The organism is Erwinia psychrophila (assembly GCF_039023475.1).
Taxonomy (GTDB): Bacteria; Pseudomonadota; Gammaproteobacteria; order Enterobacterales; family Enterobacteriaceae; genus Erwinia.
Map to the genome: position 1 here is coordinate 1 of NZ_JBCHVB010000007.1, position 13050 is coordinate 13050.

Sequence of the window (13050 nt, forward strand, 5' to 3'; positions counted from 1 at the left end):
GTTATCGGCAGCTGACAAGGCTTAATCATAAAAAACTTACCAACCGCTCACTTTTCAAACCAAATGGGCTAAAAACGCTATTTTTTGCCTGGTTTATAAACAAAAATGGGCCCGAAGGCCCATTTTTTTATAACGCCGGCTTACTGATGCGCGGTAATGACGCCATCCTTCACGTCCATTTCTATCGTTTTACCCGGCACAAGCGCGCCAGAGAGGATTTGCTGCGCCAGCGGGTTTTCAATCTGCTGCTGGATTGCCCGTTTCAACGGCCTTGCGCCATATACCGGATCATAGCCGTTCTGACCAAGCAGCTGTAAAGCGGCTTCCGAAATGTGCAGCTGGTAACCGCGATCTTCCAGGCGGTCGTAAAGCCGCTGCAGCTGGATTTTAGCAATTGAAGCAATGTGCTGTTCACCCAGCGGATGGAAGACCACCAGCTCATCAATACGATTAATGAACTCAGGGCGGAAATGCTGTCCCACCACGGTCATCACCACTTCTTTCATTTCCGCATAGCTGAGGACACCAAAACGCTCCTGAATCAGATCCGAGCCAAGGTTCGACGTCATAATGATTACCGTATTGCGGAAATCCACGGTTCGACCCTGTCCATCAGTCAGGCGACCATCGTCCAGCACCTGCAACAGGATATTGAATACGTCCGGATGCGCCTTCTCAATCTCATCCAGCAATATCACAGAATAAGGACGACGACGGACAGCCTCCGTCAGATAACCGCCTTCTTCATAACCGACATAGCCGGGAGGCGCGCCGACGAGACGTGATACCGAATGTTTCTCCATGAATTCGGACATATCAAGCCGGACCATCGCATCGTCACTGTCGAACATAAAGTTCGCGAGCGCTTTACAGAGTTCGGTCTTACCAACCCCTGTTGGCCCCAGGAACAAAAACGACCCGATAGGTCTGTTTGGATCGGCCAGACCGGCGCGGCTGCGGCGAATCGCATTCGATACGGCTTCTACCGATTCATCCTGGCCAATCACGCGCTGATGCAGCTCCTGTTCCATCCGCAGCAGCTTGTCACGTTCACCTTCCATCATGCGGTCGACAGGAATACCTGTCCAGCGGGCCAGCACATCGGCGATTTCAACATCGGTTACCCGGTTACGCAGCAGCCGCATGGTTTTTCCTTCCGACTGCGTGGCCAGGGCGAGCTGTTTTTCCAGCGCTGGAATTTTCCCGTACTGCAGTTCAGACATCTGGGCCAGGTCGCCTGAACGGCGTGCCTGCTCCATCGCCAGCTTCGCCTGTTCCAGCTCAGCTTTCACCGTCTGGGTGCCGGAGAGCGAGGCTTTTTCTGCCTTCCACTCCTCTTCCAGCTCAGAGTATTCACGCTCTTTCTGCCCCAGCTCCTCTTCCAGCATGTCGAGACGTTTGATACTGGCATCATCAGCCTCTTTTTTCAGCGCCTGCTGTTCCAGCTTCAGCTGGATGATCCGGCGCTCGAGGCGGTCGAGCGATTCGGGTTTGGAGTCGATCTGCATACGAATGCTGGATGCCGCCTCGTCAATCAGGTCAATCGCTTTGTCCGGCAGCTGGCGATCGGCGATATAACGATGCGATAACGTTGCCGCTGCGACAATAGCCGGATCGGTGATCTGCACATGGTGATGCAGCTCGTAACGTTCCTTCAGGCCACGGAGGATGGCAATAGTATCTTCCACGCTCGGTTCAGCCACATAGACTTTCTGGAAACGGCGCTCAAGTGCGGCATCTTTTTCAATATACTGACGATACTCATCCAGGGTAGTGGCCCCTACGCAGTGCAACTCACCGCGTGCCAGCGCAGGTTTGAGCATATTACCGGCGTCCATTGCGCCATCGGCTTTACCTGCCCCGACCATGGTGTGCAATTCGTCAATAAACAGAATGACATTGCCTTCCTGTTTGGAAAGATCGTTAAGCACTCCTTTCAACCGCTCTTCAAACTCGCCGCGATATTTCGCGCCTGCCACCAGAGAACCCATATCCAGCGCCAGTACCCGACGCCCTTTCAGCCCTTCCGGCACTTCGCCATTAATAATACGCTGTGCGAGTCCTTCAACAATCGCGGTTTTACCCACCCCTGGCTCACCAATCAGAACAGGGTTGTTTTTCGTCCGGCGTTGCAGCACCTGAATAGTGCGGCGGATCTCTTCATCACGGCCAATCACTGGATCGAGTTTTCCCTGTTCGGCGCGTTCAGTCAGATCAATGGTGTATTTCTTTAAAGCCTGGCGCTGATCTTCCGCCCCTTGATCGTTCACGGTTTCTCCTCCACGCATCTGGTCAATCGCCTTCGTCAGCTTTTCACTGGTCGCGCCAGCAGACTTTAGTAAGTCCGCCAGCGAACCGCGAGAGTCGAGCGCGGCGAGGACAAAGAGTTCAGATGAAATGAAATTATCGGCGCGCTTCTGCGCCAGTTTGTCGCACAGATTCAGTACCCGCACGAGATCGGCAGAAGGCTGAACGTCGCCGTCGGTGCCCTCCACCTGCGGCAAGCGGCCGATCGCCTGCTCCACGCCATTACGCAAAGTGGCAACATCCACACCGGCGGTGGTCAGTAAAGGACGCACGGAACCGCCTTCCTGATTGAGCAAGGCGCTCATCAGATGCAGAGGTTCGATAAATTGATTGTCGCGTCCCAGTGCGGAAGACTGGGCATCGGCGAGAGCAAGCTGGAATTTGTTAGTAAGACGATCCAGACGCATAATTCCCCCTTTCAGGTCAAATTGCTACTGGAGATTAAATGAGGTCATACCTCAAATTTTCAAGTTTAATGACCCAAAATATTTGGTGAAATATACATCAACCTGGATCGTCTTATGCCGCTAGGTTATATCAGCCAGATCAAACTTGCCATACGTCCCGTTGCAGGTTCGCGCCGGTAAGAGAAGAATTGTTCTGGTTCAGAAAAGGTACATAGCCCGCCGCCCGTGATGTGGCGTACGCCTTTTTGCCTCAGGCGCCGCTGGGCCAGCTGCCAGATATCGGCAAAATATTTTTCTCCTGCCGGTCGAAAAGCATTGCAATCATGCTGGTCCACCGCCAAAAAGGCCTCTCTGACTTCGGGACCCACTTCAAAAGCAGCGGGTCCTATAGCGGGCCCCAGCCAGACCAGAATCTCTTCTGGCGGGACGATGAAAGCTTCAAGCGTCGCTTCAAGAACGCCTGCGCACAGTCCACGCCATCCGGCATGGGCCGCCGCCACTTCCTGACCATCAAGCGAAGCAAACAGCACCGGCAAACAGTCAGCGGTCATCACCGCGCAGACCTTACCCCGCTGGCGCGTGTAGGCCGCATCAGCCCGCAAAGAGAGTGGCGTTTTACCGGTCAGATGAAGCACCTCGGTACCATGAACCTGATCCAGCCAGCAAGGCGGAGAAGGCATGCCGGCCAGCGCAACCAGATGGTCGCGATTCGCCTGCACGCTTTCCGGAGAATCTCCGACATGCGTCCCGAGATTCAGCGAATCCCAGGGCGCCCGGCTGAAGCCTCCCCGGCGCGTTGTGGAGCAGGCCTTGACGCCAGCCGGAGCAGCCCACTGCGGCGTAATAAGACTCATTACCAGTCCATCTGCTCTTTAAACTCTTCCGTATCCACCTTCAGGGCGTTGATCAAATCAACCATGTCCTGTGGTAAAGGCGCATGCCACTCCATCTCTATGCCGGTGATCGGATGGTAGAGACGAAGCATGGTGGCATGAAGAGCCTGGCGATCAAATTTACGCAGTGTGCCAATGAAGGCTTCAGAAGCCCCTTTAGGTGGACGCGGCCGACCGCCATAAAGCTGGTCGCCCACCAGCGGATGAGCAATGTGGGACATATGCACACGGATCTGGTGGGTACGACCGGTTTCAAGACGCAAACGCAGGCGGGTGTGGGCGCGAAAATGCTCCATGATCCGGTAGTGCGTGGTTGCAGGTTTCCCCATAGGGTGGACGGCCATATGGGTACGCTTAGTCGAGTGACGACTAATAGGTTCATCTACCGTTCCGCCCGCCGTCATCCGGCCAATGGCGACAGCTTCATATTCACGCGTGATTTCCCGCAGTTGCAGGGATTCCACCAGGTGAGTCTGGGCGGGAACGGTTTTGGCGACCACCATCAGACCAGTGGTGTCTTTATCCAGGCGGTGTACAATTCCCGCCCGGGGCACATCAGCGATAGCAGGGAAATAATGCAGTAGGGCATTCAGCACCGTGCCATCAGGGTTGCCAGCACCGGGATGCACAACCAGGTCGCGCGGTTTATTGATCACCAGGATATCGTCATCCTCATAAACAATCGTCAGAGGAATATCCTGCGCTTCCCAGCGCGCTTCCTCTTCAATTTCCGCGTCGATAGCGATTTGTTCGCCGCCGAGGACTTTTTCTTTGGGTTTGTCGATGATTACGCCATTTACGCTGGCGCGACGGTCGAGAATCCACTCTTTTATACGAGATCGGGAATAATCAGGGAACAATTCGGCCAAAGCCTGATCTAAGCGTTGTCCGAGTTGCGATTCGGAGACCGTTGCGTTGAGTTTTACTTGTTGTGCCATAAACAGCTTCTTCGTTAACGTTGGGTTTTCACGGCGATGCCGTTTAATATAATGTGCTATTGTACCTGGTCACTATCGGGGGCTACATGGACAGCTTCCTGAATAACACTCTGAGGATAATCAAATCGTCATGACGCGTATGAAATATCTGGTGGCTGCAGCCACGTTGAGCCTGGCATTAGCGGGTTGTTCCGGCTCGAAGGATACGGTGCCCGATAGCCCGCCTTCTGAGATCTATGCCACAGCCCAGCAAAAACTGCAGGACGGTAACTTTAAAGGAGCGATAACGCAACTGGAAGCGCTTGATAATCGCTACCCGTTCGGGCCTTACTCCCAGCAAGTTCAGCTGGACCTGATCTACGCTTACTATAAAAATGCCGATTTGCCGCTGGCGCAGGCTGCCATCGACCGTTTTATGCGTCTGAATCCCACCCATCCGAACATTGATTACGTCATTTATATGCGTGGTCTGACGGATATGGCACTGGATGACAGCGCGCTGCAGGGCTTCTTCGGCATCGATCGTTCCGATCGCGATCCGACACATGCGCGCGATGCCTTCCACGACTTCTCTCAGCTACTGCGCGGTTACCCGAACAGCCAGTATGCCACCGATGCCAGAAAGCGTCTGGTGTACCTGAAAGATCGTCTGGCGAAATATGAACTCGCCGTGGCGCAATTCTACACTAAGCGCGAAGCTTATGTCGCAGTAGTTAACCGCGTTGAGCAAATGATGAAAGACTACCCGGATACGCAGGCGACCCGCACGGCGCTGCCGCTGATGGAAAACGCCTACCGTAAGCTACAGCTGAATGCGCAGGCCGATAAAGTCGCGAAGATCATCGCGACCAATCAGGCTTAAGCGTCAGAAACAAAAAATGGCAGCCTTAAAAGGGCTGCCATTTTTTTTGCATCGCTTTCTACCAGTATCTGTTACTGCGTTAACTTATCAATCCTGCCCGGCTCAGAACAACTTCTCAACCCCTGAATGCCGGATTATCAGGCTGCCTCACAGAATTTTCAAACCTGACAAAAAGTGACAAAAAAACATGACCTGAATCACGCAATCCCCCCCTTTTCAGGGTATGCTGAACTTACACTCGACGGAAATGACTAGAGGTAAATACTATGGTTATCAACATTACCAGTAAGCACATGGAGATCACCCCGGCTATCCGCCAACATGTCGAAGACCGTCTCGCCAAACTGGAAAAGTGGCAAACCCATCTGATTAATCCTCATATTGTTCTCTCCAGAGAACCGAAAGAATTCGTTGCCGATGCGACTATCAACACGCCCAATGGCCCTCTGATTGCCAGCGCGAAACACGATGATATGTATGCGGCCATAAACGAACTGATTAACAAGCTTGAGCGCCAGCTGAACAAGGTTCAGCACAAGGGCGAAGCCCGCCGCGCTAACGCCAGCGTCAAAGACTTCAGCATTGTCGATGAAGAGCTATGACCGATATGAACGCGCCTCAGGGCGCGTTTTTTATTGACAGAAAGAAATTAGCGGTTACTTTAACCTCTTCCCGGTTACGGACATCATCATGAAAAAACGGCTGTTCTTCTTCGCATTCTTTTTTACCTTCCCCTGAACGGGAGGCCATTCGTCGTGAAAGAATAAATGCGAAGACGAACAATAAAGCCTCCCCAGCGGGAGGCTTTTTTTTATGGACATCTGACAGGTAGAACTATGACCGCTGAAAATCCACTGCTGAGCCTGCGCCACAAAATCAGTGCTCTGGACGAAGAACTGCTGGGCCTGCTGGCGCAGCGCAGGGCGCTGGCGATAGAAGTTGCCACGGCAAAAATGGCAACGCACCGCCCCGTCCGCGACATCGATCGCGAGCGCGATTTGCTTGAACATCTCATCACGCTTGGGAAAAATCACAAGCTGGATGCCCATTACATCACCCGCCTTTTTCAGCTGATTATTGAAGACTCCGTGCTGACTCAGCAGGCGCTGCTGCAAAAACATCTTAATCAAACCAGTGCACAGTCGGCCCGCGTTGCCTTTCTGGGGCCAAAAGGCTCCTACTCTCACCTCGCTGCACGACATTATGCCGCCCGCCACTTCGATACCTTTATTGAAAGCGGCTGCCTGAAATTTCAGGAAATTTTTAATCAGGTGGAAACCGGCCAGGCCGATTATGCCGTGCTGCCGATTGAGAATACCAGCTCGGGCTCCATCAACGACGTTTACGATCTCCTTCAGCAAACCAGCCTGTCGGTTGTAGGCGAGATGACCATTCCGATCGATCACTGTGTACTGGTAACGGGAAGTACCGATCTGCAGCAGGTCGAAACGGTCTACAGCCATCCTCAGCCTTTCCAGCAGTGCAGCCAGTTTATTAACCGCTTCCCACACTGGAAAATTGAGTATACCGAAAGCACCGCAGCAGCGATGGAGAAGGTCGCGGCCCTTAATTCACCGAAAGCGGCGGCGCTCGGCAGCGAGGCAGGCGGTGAACTTTACGGTCTTCAGGTGCTGGAGCGTAACCTGGCGAATCAGCAGCAGAATATCACCCGCTTTATTATTCTGGCCCGTAAACCGGTTGAGGTGTCGCTGCAGGTCCCGGCCAAAACCACCCTGATTATGGCCACCGGACAGCAGGCTGGTGCGCTGGTAGAAGCGCTGTTAGTACTGCGTCAGCACAATCTGGTGATGAGCAAGCTGGAATCGCGCCCTATTAACGGCAATCCATGGGAAGAGATGTTTTACATCGATTTTCAGGGCAACCTTCGCTCGGAAGAGGTGCAGCAGGCGCTGCGCGAACTGACGCCTATCACCCGCTCGCTGAAGGTGCTCGGCTGCTACCCAAGCGAAAATATCGTGCCGGTTATGCCTGAGTAATTCATCACCACGCCAGCCATCTTAGCGGATGGCTGTTTCCTGCCCTTTCCTCTGTTTCCTTCCCCTCTGCCGGAAGCCTCAGGCTGGTCTGGCCATCATTGATGACCACTTTCGCAGAACGGTTCCCTATTCTGGCGCAGCCGCTGGCGGCGTTTTTACTTTCAGCAAGGGCGCAGGAGATCCTTCAGGAAGAGGGGTTCAGCCACTAAGAAAGGCCGTTGCCGGCCTTTCAGATGCTCTGTTACTGGCGATTATCGTTCGCCTGGCGCAGCAGCGTACGGCTTTCCAGCATAAAGCGCTGGGCGTAGTCACCAAACCAGTGCTCCACTTTGCGGAAGCTGTCGATAAAGGCCTGTTTATCTCCCTGCTCAAGCAGTTTGATTGCCTCACCGAAGCGCTGGTAATAGCGCTTAATCAGCGCCACATTACTTTCTGAAGACATAATAATGTCTGCATATAACTGTGGATCCTGAGCAAACAGGCGACCGACCATGGCGAGTTCCAGCCGGTAAATAGGCGATGAAAGCGCCAGCAGCTGGTCCAGCTGCACGTTCTCCTCTGCCAGATGCAACCCATAGGCGAAGGTGGCAAAGTGGCGCAGCGCCTGGATAAAGGCCATATTCTGGTCGTGCTCAACCGCGCTGGTGCGGTGCAGACGCGCACCCCATACCTGAATCTGTTCAAGGAACCACTGATAGGCTTCCGGCTGCCGCCCGTCACACCAGACGACCACCTGCTTCGCCAGGCTGCCGCTGTCCGGGCCAAACATTGGATGGAGGCCCAGCACCGGCCCGCTGTGCGCGGCCAGCATCGCCTGCAGCGGGCTGTTTTTCACCGAGGATAAATCTACCAGAATGCAGTCTTCCGGCAGCGACGGCAGTTCAGCAATCACCTCTTCGGTCAGATGAATAGGCACACTGATAATCACCATACCGGCATCTGATAACAGGCTTTCAGACTGTGGCCACTCCTCCTTGTCGAGGATTCTGACCTGATAGCCTGAGAGCGTGAGCATTTTTTCAAACAGGCGGCCCATCTGCCCTTTACCGCCAACGATCACCACCGGACGCAGCGTCGGACAGAGCGTTTTAAAGCCTTTGTCATTCTCACTCGAATAGGACTCACGCATCACGCGGCGCAGGATGTCCTCTATCAGATCCGGCGGCACGCCGAGCCGCTCAGCCTCCTGACGCCTTGAGGCCAGCATTGAGGTTTCGCGTTCCGGCACATAAATAGGCAGGCCATACCGGCTTTTTACTTCACCCACTTCAGCAACCAGATCCAGTCGCTTAGCCAGCAGATCGAGCAGCGCTTTATCTACCTCATCAATTTTATCGCGTAGCGCCGTCAGTTCAGCGACCATAATTAATCCTCTTGTGACAGACGCGCCGTCAGCACGCCGTCTAAATCCCGATGCATTTCACGCAGCAGTTCTTCCGTCGTTTCCCAGTTAATGCAGGCATCGGTCACGGAGACGCCGTAGCGCATTTCACTGCGGGGCTGCTCGGAAGACTGATTGCCTTCATGAAGATGGCTTTCCAGCATCAGCCCAATAATGGAGCGGTTACCGTCTTTAATCTGCGCAACGGCCGATTCGGCCACGCCAGACTGACGACGGAAGTCCTTGTTCGAATTGCCATGACTGCAATCTATCATCAGGGAGGGGCGGAGTCCTGCCTGTTGCATCTCTTTTTCACACTGCGCGACGTCTTCCGGGCCGTAGTTAGGTTTTTTCCCGCCGCGCAGAATGACGTGGCCATCCGGGTTACCCTGCGTTTGCAGCAGGCAGACCTGGCCGCTCTGGTTGATCCCTACGAAGCGGTGCGGCATCGCTGCCGCGCGCATGGCGTTAATCGCCGTGCCCAGGCTGCCATCCGTGCCGTTTTTAAAGCCGACCGGCATGGAGAGGCCGGAGGCCATTTCGCGGTGGGTCTGCGATTCGGTAGTGCGGGCACCAATGGCGGACCAGCTGAACAGATCGCCGAGATATTGCGGACTGTTAGGATCCAGCGCTTCCGTAGCCAGCGGCAATCCCATCCCGGCCAGATCGAGCAGCAGACGACGCGCAATATGCAGCCCGGCTTCCATATCGAAAGAGTTGTCCATGTAGGGATCGTTGATTAATCCCTTCCAGCCGACGGTGGTGCGAGGTTTTTCAAAATAGACGCGCATAACGATATACAGCTGATCCTTCAGCTGCTCAGAGAGCGTTTTCAGGTGACGGGCATAATCGAGCGCGGCTTCGGTATCATGGATTGAACAGGGGCCGCACACCACCAGCAGACGGTGATCTTTACCGCTGATAATATCGGAAATTGTCTGGCGGGAAGCGGCGATCTGGCTCTCAAGCGCTTCCGTCAGCGGGAACTGTTTTTTCAGCTCTTCCGGGGTAATTAAGATCTGTTCGTCGGCGATATGGACGTTGTTCAGCGCGTCTTTTTGCATGGTCGTTATCCTGTTTGTTTCGCTATGCGTCGGTCACTGCTCAAGAAGTAACGGTTAATGTATCAGATTAGGTACATAACTCAATGCCAACATGTACACTTTATATTACTACTCTCCATCAATACTCAGAAATAAAGATATAATCAATTGATTTATAATGAAATATAAAACCAAATGCCCCACGCTACAGCAAACCTGATTGTAATCATAACTTTACAGTACTGAGTGTTCATTCTTATTATGCTGGTCCGGTTTACTGAATTGTGCGCTGTTATAAACGCCTGTGCATAAGCATCTTTATTCAGCACGCCCATTGCCTATGCACAGCCCGGGATGACAGGGCCCTTTCTCATGTTTTCCTTTTTCTCCATGAGCAGGATTATCCTGCCCCCGCCTGTCAGGCTATCTGCCGCCTGGTGATTCTGGATATCTGTCTCAGCGGCTGGCTGCTGACTGAGGCCGCCAGCGCTGTCCGGTTTCGCCATCCATTCTTAAAAAGCGTTTTATCAACGTTCCGGCTTAGGTTATACAGAAAAGAGACAACCTTAACCGCCCTGACAGGATGATAAGGAGAGTGACGTTGGATATGCAGTTTCGCCCTTTCAGAAAAGAAGATGCTCCGGCTTTTGCCGCCGCAGTAAACAACTCCCTGGACACCCTTTTGCCCTGGCTGACATGGCCCCATGCGGGATTTAGCGAGGAGGAAGCCCGTGGCTGGTTTGCCGTGACTCACCTGATGCGGGAGAAAGGCAGCGCAAATGAACTGGGGATTTTTGCCGGAGATGGTCGCCTGCTCGGCGGTGCCGGACTGCGCTACTCCAGCGAACAAAGCAATCTCTGCTCCATTGGCTACTGGGTGCCGACCTGCGAGCAGCGTCAGGGGGTTGCCAGCCAGGCAGTACGCTATTTTCTTGAAATGGCCTGGCAAAGCCCGGAAAGAGATACGGTGGAAATTCTGGCCGTCGAAGATAATATCGCCAGCCGGAGTGTGGCAATGCGCTGCGGGGCTGAGTTCAAGGGGATTCAGTACGGTCTGGTGGTGCTGGATAGTGGACCAGTTAATACGGCGGTTTATCATTTTTACCGACCTTAACCGCGAATATTAACGACCCGTGCTTAACAGCATAAACGTCATACTTCTGACACTGTCGCACCGTTGCTGCGGTGTAACTTCGCGGCTGTCCCACCTCAACAGATTGTTGCCGCAATGTTATTTTTGCTATAGCCTCTTCCTTTCCCTGCAAAGGATGCCGCTATGAAATCCCCTGTCCGTATTGCGCTGGTGGGTGATTATCGCCCCACAGCTGTTGCTCATCAGGCCATTCCTCCCGCTATCGACCTTGCCGCTGCTTCACTGAATCTGCCGGTGACTGCTGAATGGGTGGCGACCGATACCCTGACCCATCCCGCCTTATTGGAAAATTTCGATGCTATCTGGGTGGTTCCCGGAAGCCCCTACAAAAACGATCGGGGTGCCTGGCTGGCTATCACTTATGCGCGCCAAAATAATCTGCCGTTTCTCGGCTCCTGTGGCGGCTTTCAGTATGCCCTGATTGAGTATGCCCGTAACGTCATGGGCTGGAGCGATGCTGCTCATGCTGAAACGGATACCAGCGGCCGTATGGTAATAGCACCGCTCAGCTGCTCGCTGCTCGAAAAGATGGGCGATATCGTGCTTGAGCCTGGCTCGCTTATCGCCAGCGCCTATGGCAGGCTGGAAACGCACGAAGGCTATCACTGTAATTTTGGCGTTAACCCGGACTTTGTTCAGGCACTTTCTGATTTCCCACTGCGCATTACGGCATGGGATCGGGAAGGGGACGTGCGGGGTGTGGAGCTGCCCGGGCATAAGTTCTTTATCGCCACGCTATTCCAGTCAGAGCGCGCTGCATTGCGCAATGCCCTTTCGCCGCTGGTTGTGGCGCTAATCAACGCTGCCCGGCGCTAACCGCAGGCAAAAAAAAGGGCCGACCTTCCGGTCAGCCCCTTGTTCACTATTAACTTAGGATGCTGCTTTAGCGCCCAGACGTTCTTTGATACGTGCAGACTTACCGGTACGCTCACGCAGGTAGTACAGTTTGGCTTTACGCACGGCGCCACGGCGTTTCACAGCAATGCTGTCAATAACAGGTGAGTGAGTCTGGAATACACGCTCAACACCTTCGCCGTTAGAAATTTTACGAACAGTGAATGCAGAGTGCAGACCGCGGTTACGAATTGCGATAACCACGCCCTCGAATGCCTGCAGACGTTTCTTTGAACCTTCAACGACCCATACTTTCACTTCCACGGAATCACCCGGACGGAATGAAGGTACGTCCTGTTTCATCTGCTCTTCTTCGATTTGCTTGATAATGTTGCTCATAATTAAATCTCTTATCCTGGGTAAACTGATATTCAGGCGCTGCGGCTTCCGCCAGCATGCCCATCATCGTTATGTTGCTGGGCGAAGTCCTTTTGGAACTCCTTCAGCAACTTTGCTTGCTCTTCAGTCAGAGCCAGGTTTTCCAGAAGTTCAGGTCTTCTTAGCCAGGTACGGCCCAGCGACTGTTTCAGGCGCCACCGGCGAATCTCGGCATGGTTGCCCGACAGTAATACTGGCGGCACTTCCATCCCTTCTAACACTTCAGGTCGGGTATAGTGCGGGCAGTCCAGCAGGCCATCAGAGAACGAATCCTCATCGGCCGACGCCTGCTTTCCCAGTACGCCGGGTATAAACCGGGCGACTGAGTCAATCAGCGTCATTGCTGGCAGCTCCCCACCGCTGAGAACATAATCGCCAATCGACCATTCTTCGTCGATTTCGGTTTTGATTACGCGCTCATCAATCCCTTCATAGCGACCGCAAACCAGAATTAACTTCTCGTTTGTTGCCAGCTCGCAAACTCCATCTTGATCGAGTTTGCGCCCCTGAGGTGAAAGATAAATCACCTTTGCGCCCTCTCCCGCCGCTGCTTTCGCTGCGTGGATGGCGTCCCGTAAGGGCTGAACCATCATCAGCATTCCCGGTCCGCCGCCGTAAGGACGTTCGTCCACGGTACGGTGCCGGTCATGAGCAAAGTCACGAGGACTCCAGCTCTGAATGCTGAGCAGGCCGTTTTTTACTGCCCGGCCGGTTACTCCATAATCGGTAATCGCGTTAAACATCTCAGGGAACAGGCTGATTATGCCAATCCACATCGACTGCGCAGGCGTTTTACC

The 13050-nt window shown here is 53.7% G+C and carries 13 protein-coding genes and 1 other annotated feature; of the genes, 6 read left to right on the forward strand and 7 right to left on the reverse strand.

What is annotated here, in order from left to right; translation table 11 throughout:
* Positions 1–140 precede the first annotated feature (140 nt).
* From clpB to rluD, 3 genes are all read right to left on the reverse strand, one after another.
* Positions 141–2714 (reverse strand): ATP-dependent chaperone ClpB, encoded by a 2574-nt coding sequence (clpB, locus tag AAH446_RS15730; RefSeq protein ID WP_342907629.1) that lies wholly within the window; start codon positions 2712–2714, stop codon positions 141–143.
* A gap of 125 nt (positions 2715–2839) precedes the next feature.
* The gene (gene yfiH, locus AAH446_RS15735) at positions 2840–3568 is read right to left on the reverse strand and encodes a purine nucleoside phosphorylase YfiH (protein WP_342907630.1); all 729 of its coding nucleotides are present in this window, start codon (positions 3566–3568) and stop codon (positions 2840–2842) included.
* A complete protein-coding gene (gene rluD, locus AAH446_RS15740) occupies positions 3568–4545 on the reverse strand; it encodes a 23S rRNA pseudouridine(1911/1915/1917) synthase RluD (RefSeq protein WP_342907631.1) in 978 nt (325 codons plus the stop codon). Before rluD ends, yfiH begins: the two co-directional genes overlap by 1 nt.
* A gap of 130 nt (positions 4546–4675) precedes the next feature.
* On the opposite strand from rluD, the gene bamD reads away from it, so the two are divergent.
* From bamD to pheA, 4 genes are all read left to right on the forward strand, one after another.
* Positions 4676–5407: an outer membrane protein assembly factor BamD gene (gene bamD, locus AAH446_RS15745; protein WP_342907632.1), complete on the forward strand. Its 732-nt coding sequence runs from the start codon at positions 4676–4678 to the stop codon at positions 5405–5407.
* A gap of 266 nt (positions 5408–5673) precedes the next feature.
* Complete coding sequence (raiA, locus tag AAH446_RS15750; protein WP_342907633.1) at positions 5674–6009, forward strand: ribosome-associated translation inhibitor RaiA; 336 nt, start codon at positions 5674–5676, stop codon at positions 6007–6009.
* 87 nt (positions 6010–6096) lie between these two features.
* Positions 6097–6221, forward strand: a sequence feature (Phe leader region).
* Entirely contained in the window at positions 6098–6145 is a 48-nt protein-coding gene (locus tag AAH446_RS15755; protein ID WP_200868308.1) for a hypothetical protein, read from the forward strand. Its footprint overlaps the feature before it by 48 nt.
* 22 nt (positions 6222–6243) lie before the next feature.
* Positions 6244–7404 carry a bifunctional chorismate mutase/prephenate dehydratase gene (gene pheA / locus AAH446_RS15760; RefSeq protein ID WP_342907634.1) on the forward strand — a complete coding sequence of 387 codons (1161 nt, stop codon included), beginning with the start codon at positions 6244–6246 and terminating at the stop codon, positions 7402–7404.
* A gap of 241 nt (positions 7405–7645) precedes the next feature.
* Here the strand turns inward: pheA and tyrA are convergent, their stop codons facing one another.
* On the reverse strand, positions 7646–8767 hold the full coding sequence (gene tyrA, locus AAH446_RS15765; RefSeq protein ID WP_342907635.1) for a bifunctional chorismate mutase/prephenate dehydrogenase: 1122 nt from the start codon (positions 8765–8767) through the stop codon (positions 7646–7648).
* Positions 8768–8769: 2 nt separating this feature from the next.
* Positions 8770–9849 (reverse strand): 3-deoxy-7-phosphoheptulonate synthase, encoded by a 1080-nt coding sequence (locus tag AAH446_RS15770; protein ID WP_342907636.1) that lies wholly within the window; start codon positions 9847–9849, stop codon positions 8770–8772.
* Between the two features lie 586 nt (positions 9850–10435).
* On the opposite strand from AAH446_RS15770, the gene AAH446_RS15775 reads away from it, so the two are divergent.
* Together AAH446_RS15775 and AAH446_RS15780 are read left to right on the forward strand one after the other, a co-directional pair.
* A complete protein-coding gene (locus AAH446_RS15775) occupies positions 10436–10942 on the forward strand; it encodes a GNAT family N-acetyltransferase (RefSeq protein ID WP_342907637.1) in 507 nt (168 codons plus the stop codon).
* A 162-nt stretch (positions 10943–11104) separates the two neighbouring features.
* A complete protein-coding gene (locus AAH446_RS15780) occupies positions 11105–11797 on the forward strand; it encodes a CTP synthase C-terminal region-related (seleno)protein (protein ID WP_342907638.1) in 693 nt (230 codons plus the stop codon).
* A gap of 54 nt (positions 11798–11851) precedes the next feature.
* Here the strand turns inward: AAH446_RS15780 and rplS are convergent, their stop codons facing one another.
* Both rplS and trmD read right to left on the reverse strand, forming a co-directional pair.
* Positions 11852–12214, reverse strand: a complete 363-nt coding sequence (gene rplS / locus AAH446_RS15785; protein ID WP_342907639.1) for a 50S ribosomal protein L19 — start codon at positions 12212–12214, stop codon at positions 11852–11854.
* 32 nt (positions 12215–12246) lie between these two features.
* The gene (gene trmD, locus AAH446_RS15790) at positions 12247–13029 is read right to left on the reverse strand and encodes a tRNA (guanosine(37)-N1)-methyltransferase TrmD (protein ID WP_342907823.1); all 783 of its coding nucleotides are present in this window, start codon (positions 13027–13029) and stop codon (positions 12247–12249) included.
* Between the last annotated feature and the right edge of the window lie 21 nt (positions 13030–13050).

Coding starts and splice junctions, on each gene's coding strand:
- clpB (WP_342907629.1), bottom strand. CDS start 2,714: ATGCGTCTGGATCGTCTTACTAACAAATTCCAGCTTGCTCTCGCCGAT.
- yfiH (WP_342907630.1), bottom strand. CDS start 3,568: ATGAGTCTTATTACGCCGCAGTGGGCTGCTCCGGCTGGCGTCAAGGCC.
- rluD (WP_342907631.1), bottom strand. CDS start 4,545: ATGGCACAACAAGTAAAACTCAACGCAACGGTCTCCGAATCGCAACTC.
- bamD (WP_342907632.1), top strand. CDS start 4,676: ATGACGCGTATGAAATATCTGGTGGCTGCAGCCACGTTGAGCCTGGCA.
- raiA (WP_342907633.1), top strand. CDS start 5,674: ATGGTTATCAACATTACCAGTAAGCACATGGAGATCACCCCGGCTATC.
- pheA (WP_342907634.1), top strand. CDS start 6,244: ATGACCGCTGAAAATCCACTGCTGAGCCTGCGCCACAAAATCAGTGCT.
- tyrA (WP_342907635.1), bottom strand. CDS start 8,767: ATGGTCGCTGAACTGACGGCGCTACGCGATAAAATTGATGAGGTAGAT.
- AAH446_RS15770 (WP_342907636.1), bottom strand. CDS start 9,849: ATGCAAAAAGACGCGCTGAACAACGTCCATATCGCCGACGAACAGATC.
- AAH446_RS15775 (WP_342907637.1), top strand. CDS start 10,436: ATGCAGTTTCGCCCTTTCAGAAAAGAAGATGCTCCGGCTTTTGCCGCC.
- AAH446_RS15780 (WP_342907638.1), top strand. CDS start 11,105: ATGAAATCCCCTGTCCGTATTGCGCTGGTGGGTGATTATCGCCCCACA.
- rplS (WP_342907639.1), bottom strand. CDS start 12,214: ATGAGCAACATTATCAAGCAAATCGAAGAAGAGCAGATGAAACAGGAC.
- trmD (WP_342907823.1), bottom strand. CDS start 13,029: ATGTGGATTGGCATAATCAGCCTGTTCCCTGAGATGTTTAACGCGATT.